The 15,919-nt window shown below is 69.3% G+C and carries 12 protein-coding genes and 1 pseudogene; 4 read left to right on the top strand and 9 right to left on the bottom strand.

Translation table 11 applies throughout. The annotated features are described in order from the left end of the window. Nucleotides 1–159 precede the first annotated feature (159 nt). Nucleotides 160–1,266, top strand: coding sequence for a ThiF family adenylyltransferase (locus ACZ7OI_RS16555; protein ID WP_470265048.1), 1,107 nt, complete (start codon nucleotides 160–162; stop codon nucleotides 1,264–1,266). On the opposite strand, the gene ACZ7OI_RS16550 is transcribed toward ACZ7OI_RS16555, so the two are convergent. The 9 genes and pseudogenes from ACZ7OI_RS16550 to ACZ7OI_RS16510 form a co-directional block, all read right to left on the bottom strand. Beyond that, nucleotides 1,263–3,386: an ATP-binding protein gene (locus ACZ7OI_RS16550; RefSeq protein WP_470265047.1), complete on the bottom strand. Its 2,124-nt coding sequence runs from the start codon at nucleotides 3,384–3,386 to the stop codon at nucleotides 1,263–1,265. The genes ACZ7OI_RS16555 and ACZ7OI_RS16550 overlap by 4 nt on opposite strands. Before the next feature lie 145 nt (nucleotides 3,387–3,531). After that, nucleotides 3,532–4,017: pseudogene (locus ACZ7OI_RS16545) on the bottom strand (OST-HTH/LOTUS domain-containing protein); the annotation flags it as partial. Between the two features lie 134 nt (nucleotides 4,018–4,151). Then, nucleotides 4,152–4,724, bottom strand: a complete 573-nt coding sequence (locus ACZ7OI_RS16540; RefSeq protein WP_470265046.1) for a hypothetical protein — start codon at nucleotides 4,722–4,724, stop codon at nucleotides 4,152–4,154. A 207-nt stretch (nucleotides 4,725–4,931) separates the two neighbouring features. Further along, nucleotides 4,932–7,157, bottom strand: coding sequence for a tyrosine-type recombinase/integrase (locus tag ACZ7OI_RS16535; protein WP_470265045.1), 2,226 nt, complete (start codon nucleotides 7,155–7,157; stop codon nucleotides 4,932–4,934). Between the two features lie 203 nt (nucleotides 7,158–7,360). After that, complete coding sequence (locus ACZ7OI_RS16530) at nucleotides 7,361–8,452, bottom strand: tyrosine-type recombinase/integrase (protein WP_470265044.1); 1,092 nt, start codon at nucleotides 8,450–8,452, stop codon at nucleotides 7,361–7,363. A 5-nt stretch (nucleotides 8,453–8,457) separates the two neighbouring features. Beyond that, nucleotides 8,458–8,964, bottom strand: coding sequence for an NYN domain-containing protein (locus ACZ7OI_RS16525; RefSeq protein ID WP_470265043.1), 507 nt, complete (start codon nucleotides 8,962–8,964; stop codon nucleotides 8,458–8,460). Between the two features lie 255 nt (nucleotides 8,965–9,219). Continuing rightward, nucleotides 9,220–10,155 carry a hypothetical protein gene (locus ACZ7OI_RS16520; protein ID WP_470265042.1) on the bottom strand — a complete coding sequence of 312 codons (936 nt, stop codon included), beginning with the start codon at nucleotides 10,153–10,155 and terminating at the stop codon, nucleotides 9,220–9,222. A 258-nt stretch (nucleotides 10,156–10,413) separates the two neighbouring features. Further along, nucleotides 10,414–10,581 (bottom strand): hypothetical protein, encoded by a 168-nt coding sequence (locus ACZ7OI_RS16515; protein WP_470265041.1) that lies wholly within the window; start codon nucleotides 10,579–10,581, stop codon nucleotides 10,414–10,416. Between the two features lie 59 nt (nucleotides 10,582–10,640). After that, nucleotides 10,641–10,778 (bottom strand): helix-turn-helix domain-containing protein, encoded by a 138-nt coding sequence (locus ACZ7OI_RS16510; protein ID WP_470265175.1) that lies wholly within the window; start codon nucleotides 10,776–10,778, stop codon nucleotides 10,641–10,643. A 15-nt stretch (nucleotides 10,779–10,793) separates the two neighbouring features. Here ACZ7OI_RS16510 and ACZ7OI_RS16505 point away from each other — a divergent pair, with 15 nt between their 5' ends. The 3 genes from ACZ7OI_RS16505 (at nucleotide 10,794) to ACZ7OI_RS16495 (ending at nucleotide 15,491) form a co-directional block, all read left to right on the top strand. Next, nucleotides 10,794–11,216: a hypothetical protein gene (locus ACZ7OI_RS16505; RefSeq protein ID WP_470265040.1), complete on the top strand. Its 423-nt coding sequence runs from the start codon at nucleotides 10,794–10,796 to the stop codon at nucleotides 11,214–11,216. Nucleotides 11,217–11,590: 374 nt separating this feature from the next. Further along, complete coding sequence (locus ACZ7OI_RS16500) at nucleotides 11,591–14,740, top strand: hypothetical protein (protein WP_470265039.1); 3,150 nt, start codon at nucleotides 11,591–11,593, stop codon at nucleotides 14,738–14,740. 592 nt (nucleotides 14,741–15,332) lie between these two features. Further along, a complete protein-coding gene (locus ACZ7OI_RS16495) occupies nucleotides 15,333–15,491 on the top strand; it encodes a hypothetical protein (protein ID WP_470265038.1) in 159 nt (52 codons plus the stop codon). Nucleotides 15,492–15,919: the final 428 nt, after the last annotated feature.

Below are 15,919 nucleotides of genomic sequence, written 5' to 3'. Positions count from 1 at the left end.
TGACACTCTCGGACATCGGAGCGAGTGCTCCGGTTCGGTGGCCTGCGTTGGCGATCTGACGGGAGGTGGGTGGTGTGATCGTGTTCGTGGAGATCGAGCAGGAATCGACGTTCTGCAATCCCGACCAGAAAAACTGACCGGGGAAGGAGGTCGAGCGCCATGTGGCGTCCGAGGATCAAATTCGAGCACCGGCCGGTGCGGTACGGCGACGGGCTGGTGCGCATCGGCGGCAGTGCGCCCGGGATCGCGCGCGGTCTGCGTGATCCGGACGGGTCGGTGTGGGCGTTGCTGGCGCTGCTGGACGGGTCGCGGACGGTGGGCCAGGTCGCCGACGATCTGGTCTGCCGTTTCCCGGCGCGTACGCACCGGGAAGTGAGGGAGGCAGTCGGTGAGCTGAATGCCGCCGGCCATCTGGAGGACGCGGCGGAAACGGTGCTGAGCGCGTTCGAGCGGGAACGCTACAGCCGGAGCCGCGCGTACTTGCGGGCGTCGGATCGCACTCCCGGACGCAGCAGCTGGGACGCGCAGTTGCAGTTGAAACAAGCGCGGGTCGTCGTCGTGGGAGTGGGTGGCGCGGGATGCGCGGCGGCGCTCGCGCTGACGATGTCGGGGGTGGGGCAGCTGCATTGCGTCGACGCGGACGTGGTGGAGGTGTCCAACCTCAACCGCCAGTTCCTGTTCACCGAGCGCGACCTAGGCCGGGCGAAGGTGGACGCCGCACTGGACCGGCTCCGGCGGCACAACTCGCACGTGGAGCTGACCGGGTCCACGGAACGGATCGAGGGCCCACGCGAGCTGCGCGCACTGGCGGTCGCCTGCGACGTGCTGCTGGTGACCGCGGACCAGCCCTCCAGCGGGGAGATCAGGTCGTGGGCGAACCAGGCGTGCCGCGCCACGGGCACAGCATGGGTGCACAGCGGCTATGACGGGCCGCGAGTCAGCATCGGGATGTTCCGCCCGGGCACGGCAGCGTGTTACGACTGCGCCCGCGCCGCCGAGGCGCACCGGCGCAGCGTCGTGTCCCCGCGCACCGCCTGGGCACCCGGGGATTCGATGGAGCGCGTGCAGGCGGCCAACGCGGTCTCGGCCGGGACGGCGGGCTTGTACGCCGCGCACGCGGTGATGAGCCTGATCACCGGGGTGCCGGATCTGGCGGCCGATCGGGAGTACGGCATGAGCCTGACGACGTTGCGCGACTACGACATGCTGCGGCTGGACCGGCCCTGGCCGGCCTGCCCTGTGTGCGGGAACGACGGCGACGGCTAGCTGTCCGGCGGGGCGGCGGCGCGGGCGGCGACGTCGCGCCACCGCTCCTTCGCGGCGTCCGCGGGGAGCCCGAGATCGGTGTAGTGGGCGACGGCGTGCTGGAGGCAGTCGGCGGCGCGGGCGAGGTCGCCGGCGTGCTCGAGGCAGGTGGCGGCCAGCTCCAGCGCCGGTGCCGCCAGCTTGCCGGTGCCGGGCAGATCCTGGTAGGCGGCCAGCGCCTGTTCGGCCAGCTCCAGCGCGAGGGAGCGGCGGCCTTGGGCGAGCCGGGCGGTCGCCGCGCGGTAGATGCTGTGGGCGTAGCCCACTTCGTCCCCCGCCTGGCAGCGCAGCTCGCGTTCGCGATCGCTGTGGGCCAGCGCCTGCTCGTACTCTCCCAGCCGGATGGCGATGGTGGCCAGGTTGCCCTCGATGACTGCCTGGGTTCGCACCAGGCCGCGAGACCGGGCAAGCGGAAGCGCCCGCTGATAGCAGTCGCGGGCGCGCGGCAGTCGTCCCCGCTTCAGATGCAGCTCGCCCAGGCCGATGAACGCGCTGTAGCGCTCGGGGTTGCGGGGCGTGTCAAGGCTGGTGAAACCGGCCTCTGCCTCGTCCCACCGCTCCAGCGTGCTCAGCGTTTCGCTGCGCGATTCACGGAGGAAGAACTCGGCGGCGGGATCGCCGAGAGCTTGGGCGGCGGTGACGCCGAGCGTTTCGACCTCCAGCTGGACAGTCCACAGCGGGCGGGGCAGGTAGATGAGGAAGCGCGACGTGGCCGCCAGTGCCAGAACCGGGGCGCAGACCCCGTCGTCGGCTGCGCTGCGCGCTGCGGCGTACAAGGCGGGTTGTTCAACAGTGAGCCAGGCCAGCGCCTGGCCACGATCTGTCAGCTCCGGTGGAGTTCCGACCTGCTCGATCTCGACTGCGAGGAACGGGAATCCCGAAAAGAGCAGCTGATCGGCGAGCTGCGCGACGCGGGCGTACCAGGACACGACACGGCGGCGCGCGGCGCGCTGCTCGCCGGTGGGGTCGAGGCGGGCGCGACTGCGGGCGTAGGCATGCAGCAGGTCGTGGATCCGGTACCGGTTCCGGTCCATCGGCTCCACTAGGTGCAGCTCGGCCAGTGCCTCCAGGTGTCGGTACGCCTCTCGCTCGCCCATTTCGCACAGTGCCGCGACGGCGGGGACAGAGAATTCCGTGCCCGGATGCCACCCGATCTGACGGAAGACCGTTGCCTGATCGCGGGTGAGGCGGGCGTAAGACCAGCCGAAAACCGCGTCCACGGCATCCCCTGCGATCCCGCTGGCTCCGTCGTCTGCCACTTGGCCTTCTCTGATTTCGTCGACGACGTCGGCGATCTGCCAATGCGGGCGCGACGAGACTCGAGTGGCAGCGACCCGGACGGCCAGCGGCAGCCCGGCGCACAGCCGCACCAGCTCGTCCGCGGCGTCGGGCTCGCCTTCGACTCGGGTCTTTCCGACCACGGCATGCAGCAGCGCGCGCGACTCGGCGGGGGCGAACAGGTCGAGGCTGATCCGGTGCGCTGCTTCGGAGACGATCAGGTCGGTGAGGCTGTCGCGGCTGGTCACCACCGCCATGCACCCGGCGGCTGCGGGCAGCAGGGGACGCACCTGCCCGGCTGAAGCGGCGTTGTCCAGTAGAAGCAGCATCCGGCGGCCCGCCACCATCGACCGGAACAACCCGGCCGCGGCGTCGAGTTCGCATGGGATCCGCTCCTGCCCCACGCCGAGCGCTGTCAGGAACGAGCCCAGAACAACCGCAGGATCCAGTGGCGCGCTCGGGCTGTAACCCCGCAGGTTCACGAACAGCGCGCCGTCGCGGAACCGGTCTTGCACCCGGTGCGCCCACTGCGTGGCCAGCACGGTTTTTCCAGCCCCGCCGGTGCCGTCGAGGACGGCAACGGTGCTCGCGGCCTCGGCGTCGCGTGGCAGCACAGCGTCCAGCACGGACATCTGGCGTTCGCGGCCGGTGAAGTCCCGTACCGGGGCAGGCAACTGCCGCGGCACCAGTACCCGATCCGGAACCGGGGCGGAGACGATGACTTGCCCGATGCTGCCCGCTTGCACCACGGATCCGGACACAGACCCGCCGATCGTGTTTCTGACGCCGTGCGGTCCGCCCACCCAAGTGAGTCTGACCCGGTACCGGTCGGGTAGGTAGCCGGCACCACCCTGATGGGCTATCGCGGCGCGGGCGGCTTGCCTTACTCGCCTGGCATCGGCGAACCCGGTCTGTCCGGGTGCAGGCGCTGCAGGTCCGGGTCTGTGATCAGGTGTCGTTGGAGGACGAGGCCACCTGCTTGTTCGGCCGGTATCGCTTGTCTTGGGCGTAGACGACTGCGGGTTTGCCGTCTCCGGGGCTGCGTCGGTCCAGTTCGAAAAGGGTGGTCGCGGTGATGAGGTGGCTGAGCTTGGCGTAGCCGTAGTTGCGGGAGTCGAAGTCGGGCCGTTGTTTGGTGATGATGTTGCCCACGGCGCTCAGCGCTGCCCAGCCGTCGTCGTCGGAGGCTGCTTCGACGGCGTTGCGCAACTGGCGGACCAGTGCGGTGTCTGCTTTCAGTTGCGCGGCGGAGACGGCCGTTGCTGATGTGGCTGCGGGTTCGGCCGGTGGGGTTGGGCCGTGGGTGGCGGCGAGGTTTTCGGTGTAGACGAATTTGTCGCAGGCGGCGACGAAGGGCTGGGGTGTTTTGCGTTCGCCGAATCCGTAGACGGTGAGGCCGGATTCGCGCAGGCGGGCTGCGAGGCGGGTGAAGTCGCTGTCGCTGGATTCTCTGAACTAAGCCGTGCATGCTGTTGTCAGGCCGGGGAAGATGGATCAAGCTGGCTGGATTGCGTCCTGGGCGATGCTGTAGTCAAGACGATTTCGCGACTGGGATGGCGTTGTAGTAGTCAGGTCTCCATGCCTCTCACCAGGCCTGCCATTTGGATCTGCGCGTTCTTGAGCCGTTGATAGGATTCGATCACGTCCGTCTCAAACTTCATCGGCCAGTCCACCTTGGAGTGCAGTGAATATTGCGCTTTCTCCTGCTTCCATCGTAGATGCGTAATCCGCCAGGCGTTGTAGTGTTCAATGAATGCCATGAAGGAGTCTGGCATTTGGTTGCCCGCCATAAGGTGTGTCTTCGACGACAAAAGACTCTGGATCGCCTCATTGCGCGGCATGAACTCATGGTCGACCCAGAAGAGCCAGAGTGCCTCCTCCTCGGCGCTGAGCGGTTTGTCATTCAGGAACACGATGTTGCGCCCGAGTGTGTCGCAGAAGTCCTGCCACGCTGACCGTCCCTCCTTCACTAAGAACAAGAGCGGCCCGTAGAGCTGTTCCAGTTGCTGTTCTACATGTGTGAGCCGCGCCTCGGCCCGCCTCCGCCTTACCTCAGACCGGCTTCCCAGCGCGCTGTTGACGACCCATCCGGCAGAAGTGGCCGTAGCAGCGATTAACGCCGCCAGGAGTGTCGGATTCATAGAATCTGATTATGGTGCATGTTGACTTGGCGGTCCATCGCTTCTCTGAACGTGTGGTTTGCTGTGGCCTGGGGTGGCACTCCGTCGCTCAACGCCTGGTTGCGCGGGAGAGCGCCTGCGTGGGCTTTGGCCGGATCTGCTACCAGGCGTGGGTTCCACTTCTCTGAACGTGATCATGAAGGTGTGCCGCTGCTGCCCTGCTGCTGATCACGATTCCCTTGCCAGATTCGGCATTCCGAGATTGACGCTTCCCGCGGCGCTGGCGCGCTTGTCGATCTGGTCAAGTTTGTCGTTGGCGCCCGAGAGGCTGATCTGGAGTCCTTCGACCTCGCCGAGCCAGCCCTCGCGTTTGGCCTCGAGGATGCGGGCGATCAGATTGTCGCGGATCTCGGCGAGTCGGTCGCGTTGGGCTGGGTCGGGCCAGAGCATGGGGCAGCGGATGCAGGCGTGTTCGTGGATGCAGGGGGTGCTGAACGCGCGACCGCAGGTTCCGGTGGAGACTTTGCGCCGCTCGAAGTGGCCGAGGAAATCCTGCCATTCGGCGTCGGTGGGCACCCGGTATTCCTCGCTGGGGCGCAGCGATCGCCGACGGGCGAGGAAGGCCAGGTGGGACTGGATGGCCTCGTCGGGATAGACGGCCTTGTAGCCCATGGTGACGTTGATGTCGGAGTGGCTGGCGACGATCTGTGCGATGTGCGGCGGAAGTCCATTGACGACGGCGTCGGTGATGAACAAGCGCCTGAAGTCGTGGGGGAGGAACCGCAACGGCTCACCGGTCGCGGGGTCGGTCAGGCCAGCGTGCTCGATGGCGACGTTGAGCATTTCCCGGATGACCTTGGCTGCGATGGCCCGTTGTTCGGTTCCGAAGGGGCGCTGGAACAGCAGCGGCATCGGCGGCGACCAGACACGTTCCTGAGGGTCGTAGAGGGGAGTGAGCGGGATCGCGCCGCTGGCGCCGCGGACGCGTTGGATGATCGCCGACAACACTTCGGCGAGTTCCGGGGGCACCACCAGCAGTCGTTCCTGGTCGGTCTTGGACGGGGCGATCTGCAGCAGCGGCACCAGCTCACCGGTGGTGGGCAGCCGGTATTGGACCAGGCTGTGGTGCGAGAGTTCGGTCAGTTCCTCGACGCGGATCCCGGTGGCGCGCAGGACCTCGACCGCGGCGAAGACCCAGAAGGCGTAGTCCTCCTCGTGGACCAGGTCGCGGCGTTCGCCGGTGACCGGGTCCGCAGCCCAGACCTTGGCGGCGGCCGAGCGCTTGGGGGCGATGCGGGTCAGGGTCTGTCCGGCGGCGGTGAAGGATTCGCCCGGCGGGGTCTGCCGGGCCGCCGTGAGCAGCGCGGCGGCGTCCTGACGCCGCTGGCTGACGCTGCGGGCCAGGACCGGCAGGACGGGCAGCCGCTCGCGGGTGCGTGCGTCCATGCGGGACTTGCGGCGCCGATTGTCTTTCTTCTGGTTGATTTCCTCACTGCCGACGGGGCAGGGGGTGACCCATCGTGCCCAGCGTGCCGGGTCTTCGACGGCCCAGTGCGCGATGACGAGGTAGAAGGCGCGCACCGGGATCAGGCAGCCGCGGTAGTTGATCCGCTCGACCGTGGTCTGGACCGTGCGCCCGTCCGGGGTTCGCGTTGTGCGAGTGAGGGTGCGCAGCCGCTGCTTCCAGGCGGCGGCAACCTCGGTGGGCAGGTGGAGGCTGTCGATGCCGGGATGGTGTCGCTCCAGGTCGGCCCAGAACAGCTTGCCCAGGACGTTGGCCAGCGACACGAGGCTGGTGTAGTCCAGCGCGGGCTGGCGCTCCCGCAGGTAGTCCACCAGCAGGTCCCGGATCGGCCGGCAGGCCAGCCCGTAGCGGTCGATCAGCTCGTCCGGGTTGAGCTGTCCGGCAGTGCGCAGCTCTCGTAGCGTGGCCGGGGCCTGGCCGTCGAAGACGCCCATGGTGTGCAGGATGCGGTAGAAGGTGTGCACCGCTCCGGTCCCGGTGCCGTGTGCGTTCGCCTCGATCTCCAGCAGTTCCAGTACATCGCCGGTGGTGATGTCAGCGATGGCGCCGCCTTTGGCCGCGAGGATGATCGCCGTGCGAAGGCTGATGCGGCTGGCGTCGGCCCGGTTGATGTTCGGGTCGGCCGAGCACAACGCCCGCAGCCGAGCGAACCCTTCGTTGTCGCGGCACTGGGCCAGGACGTTGGGCAGGACGCCCCGGCGGAACGCGGCGACGATCAGCAACGAGACCGACGGTCTGATCGCGTCGGCTGCGATGGCCAGATAGAGGGCGCGGAAGAACGCGTCGTGCTGTGAACTGGCCGTCACGCCCCGCCCTGCCAGCCAGTCCATCGGGATCTCCCGCCAGGCTCGCCCGGCGTCTTCGAGGCCGCTGGCCAGCCACCGGTCCTGCCAGCTCTCGCCCGCTTGGTCCTCCAGCCAGTCCAACATCAACTCGAGCCCGCGCTCGTGCGAGCCGCGGTTGCGGTTGCCGGGCGCCGCCGAAAACGGTGGGCGGGTCAGCCGCGTCCAGAGCGTCTCGCGGCGGACGCAGGTCGCCAGCCAGCCCGAGGCTTGCGGACGAGCCCGCCTCGGCGAGGCGGGCGATGTTCGCGGTGCCGCTGCCGGGGCGTGTGGCTCCGTGCTGGTGGCCGTCATCGTGGTGCGCCGTCGAACAGGACGGCCAGCGTGTCGGGCCGGTAGCCCGGCGCGGGCGGCGGCACCGCGCGCCGGGCAGCTGTGCGGGTCTGCTCGGCGTGGTGGGCCAGTACCCGCCGGATCACGTCCTCCTGGCGCGGCGTCGTGTAGATCTGGGTGGTGGTCAGCAGCGCGTGACCGAGCACGAACTGGACATCGGTCAGCGGCAGTTCGGGGTCCTCGGCCATCCGGTAGGCGGCCGTGTGGCGCAAAGCGTGCAGGGTTGCCGCGCTGCCTGCTGCCTCCGCTGCCCGCTCGAACATGCGGTGCACCGCGTGATAATTCAACGGCCGCGCCGGTCGCCGGAGGGTCCACCACAACGGCTGCCGTCGGCCCTTCACGATGACTCCGCCCATTTCCACCTGATAGAGCCGCAACCACACGAACGCGTCGGTCGAGGCCGGCAGCTCCTGCTCCGCGCCACTTCCCTTGCGCACCACCGTGATCAGCCGCCTTCCCGGATCGACACCAGCCTGAGTCACCGATAGCAGCTCGGAAGCGCGTGCCCCCGTGGAGATGTAGAAAGCCACCAACGCCCGGTCCCGATGCGAGGGCAGCCGGGCGAAGATCTCGTTGAACTCCTCGTCCGGGATGCTGCGCGGGATCCGTTTCGGCACAACCGGCCGATACAAGCCAGTGCGTTCCTTGCGGTGCGGCTCCATCGGATTGTGATGCGCGTGTGCCCGCCGACTCCGCCGCGACCGGTCCAGCGGGAACGGGTTGACCAACGGCCCGCTGCCCGCGTCCAGATGAAACCCGTAGAACCCGCGCAGGACCGTCTCGCAGTGCGCCCGGACCGACGGCGCGTAGGCCAACCCGGTCGACGACGGATTCGGGCCGGGGTTCACCTCGCGCCAGTGCGGGCGTTTCGGCTTGCCCGCCACCAGCATCCATCGGCAGAAGTCCCGCGCTTCCGCTCGTGTCGCCCGCTCCCAGGCGACCTCGACGGCCCAGAGGAACCGGAACCAGCGCAACAGGTCCATCCCATAGGAGCGCAGCGTCGTCTCCGCTCGACCGGCCGCCTGCAAGTCGCCGAAGTAGGCCGACACCGGCTTTACTGGCCGCCCGGCCGGGTCAAGCAGCCGGAACGGCAACCACGGATCGCCTGTCGCCGCCACCGACCGCTGTCAGCGGGACGACCAACGTCGCCAGATCCCGCGGTGACTCCAGGTCGTCGATCATGGGCGGGGACCGTAACCAACCCTCGCGATATCACCGCACTGACCTCCGCGAACTCGGAAGTTAGTTCAGTCAACAGGTAGACGATGCAGAACCCGTTGAAGCGTTCGGAGTAGAGCAGGTCCATGGCGTCGATGACCATGGCGGCGTCGGTGGCGTTTTTGCCGGTGGTGTAGGCGAATTGCTGGACGGGTTGGATGGACTGGGCGAGCAGGTGGTCTTTCCAGCCTTTGAGGTTGGTGCCGGTCCAGTCGCCGTAGGCGCGTTTGACGTGCGCGGTGCCGTATTTGGCGATCTCGGCCAGCAGCGCCTCGATGATCGAGGGTCGCGCGTTGTCTGCATCGATCAGCACCGCGAGTCTGACGGCGTTCTCACCGGCCATGGACGAGTCACCTCCAGACGACATCGCGAGGCTAGTCGCCGAATCCCGCCTGCGACAGGTGATCTCGCGGCGTCCTCGCCGATGCCTCGATGCGCGAGTTCGTGCGGGAACTGGCTGAGCCGCCGGTTCCGGGGTCGGGCCCCGCTCCCAGACCGGCGGGGTGGTCGGCTCGAGGAAGGACCGCAACGCCTCGCCGACGTGCAGCCCGCTGGTGGAGGTGGTGCGGCCGGTGTCGTCGGCACCCGGCGCGCCCGCTCACCGGGTCGGCTCCGGGACCGGTGCCCGGCTTGAACCGGTGCGAGCTCCGCAGATGCGCGGCGACAGCCCCAGGGTCGGGCCGCCGGGAAGGGGACTGCCCTGGCCGCGGCACGGGTTCCGTTGCGCGTCCAGGCTTACCGGAGGCGGCGTGGCGGGGTGGTATTGGTAGCTGTAGTCCAGTTCGCGGAAGGCGAGGCATACCGCGAACGGCTCGTCGCCGAACTCCCGTCGCAGGAGTCGCCAGTTGCGGGCGAGGTATTCGGTTGCCGCCCAGGTGGTGTCGCCCCGGAAGCCCAGGCAGAAGATCACGGTGGTGCCGCGGACCGCGTCGTGCACTTTTTCGACAACGGCGAGCGTCATCGCGTCCGAGGCGACCCGTTGCCCGAGATCGGGGCCGTTGAGCACTTCGGCGTACCGTGCTTCGGGTGGCGGTCGGCGCGGGTCGGCGTCCGGGTGTTCGTTCGACAGTCGCAGGGTCACCAGGTTTTCGTCGAGGTAGAGCCTGCGGATGCGGTTGCGGGTCGCCGCGCCGACCACGATGAGGTTGCCGCCCAGCCCGGTGAAGTGCTGGGGATCGTCGGTCGCCGCCGGGCTCACAGTGGTGTGAAAGTCGTACTTGTGGCCGCCGAGGTAGATCGCGTCGACCAGACCGCGGACGAGGTCCGGGAGCCGAAAGGACGCCGAGCCGAACAGTCGTGTGATCGCCTCGGAAGCGCGCAGCTCGTGCAGCGAAACGGAATACCCGCGCGGGCGGGTGCTCGTTGCGGTGTTCCACAGGTTCGACAGGCAGACGATCAGGTGCGGGTTGGTGCGCAGGCCGAAGAACCTGCGGAAGCGGCGTTGGCCGAGTCGGACCATTCCGGCCGCGGCGAGGCCCAGGCCGATCCAGAACACGATGTTCGCGATGACGTTGGTGGCGATGTTCAGCAGCACCGCATCAGCGTGGTCCTCCGCGCCTGGCGAGCGTCCGGCCGGTGATCCGATCGTTAGACGGGCAGCGTCCGGCGCGGCAGGGAACCTGCCCGACTCCGTGCTTGTCCCGCGCCCGATGAACGGCCTGGCGGGGGGCGCCGGCGACCGGAGCCGCTGCGGCGCGTCCGGTGGTCGCTGACGGGAGAAGTCGCAACGGAATGCCCGTTGTGTGGGCAGGCGTCGTGGCGGCGATCGGCTGCCGTGAGGCGCGCAGCTGGTCTATTGCGGACACTGCGGGGCGGCGTGGACTTGTGCGTCGTCACCGCCGGACCGATCGCGCACGGTCCGGTAGGTCTTGGCGTTTCGCAGCGAGGACCTGCCGGTGTACGACGCGTAGACGGCGAGCAGGCTGTCTTGCTGCTCGCGGGAGAGATCGTGGCGATCCATCACCGTCAGCTCGAACGAGTCGACCGCGACCCCGGCCACGATCTGGCCGATCTCCGCGTTCAGCAGCGCTTCCGGGGAATGCGCAGCGCTTCGCTGATCTTCGACAGGCGGATCTCGCTGGGCCGTGCCCCTGCCATGATCTGCGATATGCGGCCGGGCGTGACGCCGCCTTTCTCGGCGCGTTCTTTCCGGGACAGGCCGGAGAGGGTGAGATGGCGGTGGAGCGTCTACGGACACGGGATGGGCGTCGCGGCGCGCTCGCGCTGCGCGACAGCCTCGGACGCCATCTGCTGCCGCTCGGAACCGTCGCGCTGCGACGCGCGATCGCCCGCGCGGGCGAGCATGCCTGGGCCATGTCGAGCCTCCAAGACCTGTGCAGCGCCGAGTCCGATGGCGCAGCAGACCGCGCGCCCGGCCTGCTGCGCCGCTACTTCGACCGGCTTGCCGCCGCGGCCACGCACCGGACCGCGATCGTCGATGCTCAGATCGACGTCTTCACCCTCAGCGCCCCGCCGCGGCGCCTCCTCGCACCGCGCGTCGCGGTCTGCACCCTGCTCGGCCCCCGGCAGCAGCGCCGGGCTGAACCGCCTTTCACCGCAATGGAATCTCGCATCCTCGAACGGCCGTCGCAGTAGCGCCCGACACGGCTGTCGCGCCTTTCGCCCTCCCCGTAGCGCGGGCACGAAGGATGCAACGGCTTCACTCTGTCACCTCTCTCTCCGCGGTGGTCGGCCTGCGTTCCGACGATCGGCTGGCTCAGGTCCGCAGCACCCGGCGGAGGGGCGGCATGCCCTGAGCGGAGCTTGGGCACGCGGCCTGGCCTGGTCGGCCAGGAACGTCCGGAGACTTTCCCGGCCTACTATGGACGGAGGTGCGGGCGGCCGTTGCGTCCGCTCCGTTCGCGCCGTCGCCGAGGAGGTTCGCGTTGCCGTCGAGTCCGTCATGGCGCGCTATTCCGCTCAACTCCCCATTGCTGGCCGGGCCTCAGGCGGTGACGCCCGCATCGGTTATGGGAAAGCTCGACCTGCTGCCCTTCGACAAGATGTCGTGGGAAGACTTCGAGCGGGTCCAGGGGCGCATCCTGCGCGACGTCGAAGGCCTGCGGCACGCCCAGATTTACGGTGAGCGGGGACAGAGCCAGGCTGGGCTGGACGTCGTCGCGCTCGCGCCCGACGGTTCCGGCGTAGCCCTGCAGAGCAAACGCTACAAGCAGTTCGGCCCGGCTCGCCTTGAGGCCGCGGTGAAGAAGTTCCGCGAGACCACGCGGCCATTCCCCGTCGACCGCCTCATCATCGGGGTGTCCTGTCCGGTGAGAAGGACCGCAGCCGTCGACAAACTGGCCGAGTTGCGCCGCGACCTCGCGCCGATCGAGCTGGACTTGTGGGACCAGCAGGAGCTCTCCGAGCTGCTTCGCGAGTGCCCGGAGATCGTCATCCAGTTCTTCGGGCTCCCGACCGCCGAGGCGTTCTGCGCGCCGTTCGAGCTCGCGCCCCGGCAGGTTCCCCACACGGACGCGCTGGCAGTCCGGGAAGCCCTTGCGCGCACGCCCGAAGTGACGACCGGCGCGGCGGGACTCCTCGAGGAGGCGCGCACGACATCCGACGGCCCCGCGCGTGCCCTGGAACTCGTGGAAGAAGCCCAAGCTCTGCTGTGCCAGGCGAAGTTCGGCGGCCACGCGGCCGGGCACGAGCCCGAGCGGACCCGCCTGCTGGTCGAGCTCGGCCGTCACGACGATGCCGCGCGCGACATCCTGGGAGAGCTGTGGACCGCGCTCGACCAGGGAGCGACGACGACCGCGCAGATGGCTCAGCACCGCCTCCACCGGATCCCGCAGGACTCGACCGACGACACCCGCGTCGCCGATCTGCGCGCCGTCGCCGACGCGGCCATGGACCTCTATCTCAACCCCTTGGCCCACCTGCCTGCAGCAGCCGAACTGGCACTCGGGGACACCTCCGACGAGGTTCGTCTGGCGGTTCTCGCCGGGGAGTCCGCCCTGGCCAACGACTCTGGGCGATGGCTCGAGGACGCGGTCCCGGTGCTGGCTTCCCTCGCGGCGGCTCGCGGGGCCGACGAGGTTTTCGCGACGCGTCTGCGGCTGCTCGTGGCCGAGACGTCCGGAGACTGGTCGTCGGTGTTGGACGACGCGCGCAAGCTGCGTCTCGGCTACGAGCTCAGCGGACTGGTGTCGGCTCGCTACGCCAGGCATTGCGCGCTGGCGCAGCGGTTCGAGGAAGCCGACGCGTTGTGGGACGAAGCCGCCGGCAACGCGAGCCTGGCGGAACGCTGGGACGATGCGGCGCGGTGGATCTTCAGCCGCCGCGCCTTTCGCGCCCGCTGGCGGCCCTTCACCAGCGACGGACTCCTGCCCGTCCAGACCGCGCTTCGGGACAGGGGCCCCGCACGCCCGATCGTCACGATCGACGACGACGCGTACGAGGAAGCCCTCGACGACCTGCGGCGCGGGAAACTGCGGCCGGGCGCGATCTCCGCCCAACGCGCGCTCCGAGACGCCGTGGCGACCGGCGACTGGGCCGCCGAGGAACGGGCCCGGCGGCTGCTCGGCGAGATTCTGCGCGAGTCCGACGAACCCGAGCAGGCCGCACGCCACCTCGTGCGCGCCGGCGACACGTCCGGACTCGCCGAGCTCGCGCGGTCGCTGCCCGCCCGCTTCGTCGACGTCACCGCCGAACTGTCGGCAGACAACTACTGGAGGGTCGGGGCAGCCTACAGAATGCTCGCCGCACAGGCCGACCTGGTGCCCGACGACACGATCGACGCCGTCGTCGACAGCATCGCGCGGGACCTCTCCGCGGCGGAGGCCGGCTCACTCGTCGATCTCCGGTTCTTCGCGACCTCGCGGTACCGCGGCGCGGTTTGCGCGCTGGCGGGGATCGCTCACCGGTTGAGCGCCGAGGCCGCGGCGACGGCGGTTGCCCATTTCACCGGACAGCCGCCGGTCGAGCCGAACCACTACCGGCACCACGACGCCGACGAAGCGACCGCCGTCGCCCGCATCGCCATGACCCAACCGGCCCTGCGCGCCCGGGCGATCGGCCACCTCGTGCCGTTGCTCGTCCGCTCCGAACCCTCGCGCACACCGGTCACCGACAACGCCGTCGGCGCCCATCTCGATCTGGCCCGGCCTGCCCTGGACGAAGCCGCAGCACACGGCAACACGTGGGCACGGGAGATCCTGGCGGAGCACGCCCCGGACACAATCGACGCCGCGGCAGCAGAAGCCGCACTCGTCCGGCTCACGACGCCGCTGGTCCACGTGCCGAACACGTACTCGACGGGCACCAACGCGATCAGCGACTCGCTGCTCGTCCGCGGCTTGCCGAGCCGGAAAGTCGAGCCGGCTGTCGGGGAGCTTCTCGAACGGACGAGAGACCCACGCGTCGGGTCCAGCGACCGCGGCAGCTACCTGCTCGCGGCCTCCAAGCTGGCGCCTGTCCTGACCAAGACACAGCGGAGCCGCCATTTCGCCGCCGCTCTTGCCTGCGCGACGGAACCGGCCCCGTCGGCGCAGGACGTGCTCGAGGCGACGATGACCCACAAACTCGGCTCCATGCTGCTCGTCTCGCCTGATCTGGACAGCCGGGACCGGGCGATGTACCTCGCCGCATGCCTGGCGACCACCAAATCGCAGCGCTCGGCAGCGAGACAGCAGGCGTTCGTCTTGACCGGAGCAGGCCGCACCGCCGGCTTCTGGACGACCAAAGCACTCCAACGGCTCGGCGACACGCTTAGCGAAGATGCCAGCTTCCTCGCCGGCCAGAACTGGCCGCTGCGAGCGCTCGCCGCGATCACATGGACCTCCAGCGGCACGCCGCCGTACCTCGGGGCGCTGCTCGCCGACGACGACGAGATGCGCGTGCGGAAAGCCTTCGCGGAAGCGCTCGCCACGACGGAGGAGAAGGACTTCCAGGCCCCCGTGCGTGCCCGCCTTGCCCAAGACCCCAGCTACAGCGTGCGCTGCGCGCTCCGCGACGAGTACGACGGAACGTTACGCCTGTGCGGCGCGAGCTGTGTACATGCCGTCCTGCCGCCGCGGTTTTGGCGCGACGAACTGCCGGAGTTTGCGATCGGGCTGTGGACCGACTCTCGCATTCCGACGTCACGCCTGGACGGGGGGCGAGGGTGGGCGCCGGGCTGAGGCTGGTGGAACCCGGTTCGCGCCAGTCGAGCTCGTGTCGGACGTCGTGTCCGACGGCGTTGGCCTGAGGGCTGGAGCGGGTGACGCGAGGCTCGAATACCCGGTCGGCGCGGCCGGTTTCGGGGTCGATGTCGGAGCCTGGGAACCGAGCAGTTGTTCGGACTGTGCGCTGTTCCTTGTCACCCGGTCCAGTGCTGGACGGGCCGCGGCAGAAGGCGAAGGATCGAGGGGCGGCCGCGAGTTGGCGGCCGAGCACGGTGCCGGCGAGGACAAGGCCCGCTCGTCGGCAGTCGTTGTCCGTGCGGGAAGGACATGCCCGGGGCGACGGCCGGGAGTCCTCGATCCGGGCTTTATCACGATGGAGGCGTTGCGTCCCGGCGTGCGGAGCCGGGCGCGACAGCGCACCCGCGGCCGTTCCGCGGGTGACGCACACCGTGCTCTGATCAGGCGGGCACCGGTGGGGGAGGACGGTCCCGCGTCTGCGGGCGCTCCCGATGGGTTTCTCCGTCGGTCATTGATTCGTGCCCGCGTGCGCCGCGGGGCGCCTGGCCGTGTTCTCGCGCGCCCTCGACCCGGAGGGAGGTGAATCGTGATGGGCCGGGAAACCCCGATGGACCGGGAATCCGCTGACCGGATTTCCGCGGCCGCGGACCGCGACCCGACATCGCCGACCGCGACCAGCGGGTTCGACGAGCGGGCCCAGTCCGCCGCCGACCGCAACGACCACGGCGACGAGGAGGAGGACGACTGAGCGAACCCGGGGGCCGGGCCATGGTGGTTCCGTGGCCCGGCCCCCGGGGCTCGGCGACAGGCCAGGCGCGATCCAGGTGCCTGCGTCGTCGGGCCATAGACCGCGTGCCCTGCCCGGACGCCGCGGGGTCGCTCTGTTGTTGTGCCTCGCCGCCGCGGCGGGCGGATCTGCTGCTTCTGGCCCGAGTTCCGTTCGTCCGGCCCGGCTGGGGAATCGATTCGGGCGTCACGGCTTTGGTGCAGTTGGCAGCGGATCGGGGCAGTCTTTGATTCATGCTCTCGATTCATGTCGGCCGGTGGGCCGCGAGGTCTGCGCGGGAGTTTCCCGGGCCGGGGAAACACAGTGTGCCCGCCCTGATAGACATCCGGTCATGCTCGCGGGCGAAACAGCAACGGGTTCGTGGCGGTGGATGCCACGTGCTTCGTCGG

This window comes from Amycolatopsis sp. NPDC114503 (genome assembly GCF_055633655.1).
Note: the sequence above shows the minus strand (reverse complement) of the source record. Positions and strands in the feature narration are given on the sequence as shown.

Excerpts from the sequence above, each read along its gene's own strand:
- ACZ7OI_RS16555 (WP_470265048.1), top strand. The coding sequence starts at position 160 with ATGTGGCGTCCGAGGATCAAATTCGAGCACCGGCCGGTGCGGTACGGC.
- ACZ7OI_RS16540 (WP_470265046.1), bottom strand. The coding sequence starts at position 4,724 with ATGAATCCGACACTCCTGGCGGCGTTAATCGCTGCTACGGCCACTTCT.
- ACZ7OI_RS16535 (WP_470265045.1), bottom strand. The coding sequence starts at position 7,157 with ATGTTGGACTGGCTGGAGGACCAAGCGGGCGAGAGCTGGCAGGACCGG.
- ACZ7OI_RS16525 (WP_470265043.1), bottom strand. The coding sequence starts at position 8,964 with ATGGCCGGTGAGAACGCCGTCAGACTCGCGGTGCTGATCGATGCAGAC.
- ACZ7OI_RS16515 (WP_470265041.1), bottom strand. The coding sequence starts at position 10,581 with ATGGATCGCCACGATCTCTCCCGCGAGCAGCAAGACAGCCTGCTCGCC.
- ACZ7OI_RS16505 (WP_470265040.1), top strand. The coding sequence starts at position 10,794 with ATGGCGGTGGAGCGTCTACGGACACGGGATGGGCGTCGCGGCGCGCTC.
- ACZ7OI_RS16500 (WP_470265039.1), top strand. The coding sequence starts at position 11,591 with ATGGGAAAGCTCGACCTGCTGCCCTTCGACAAGATGTCGTGGGAAGAC.
- ACZ7OI_RS16495 (WP_470265038.1), top strand. The coding sequence starts at position 15,333 with ATGGGCCGGGAAACCCCGATGGACCGGGAATCCGCTGACCGGATTTCC.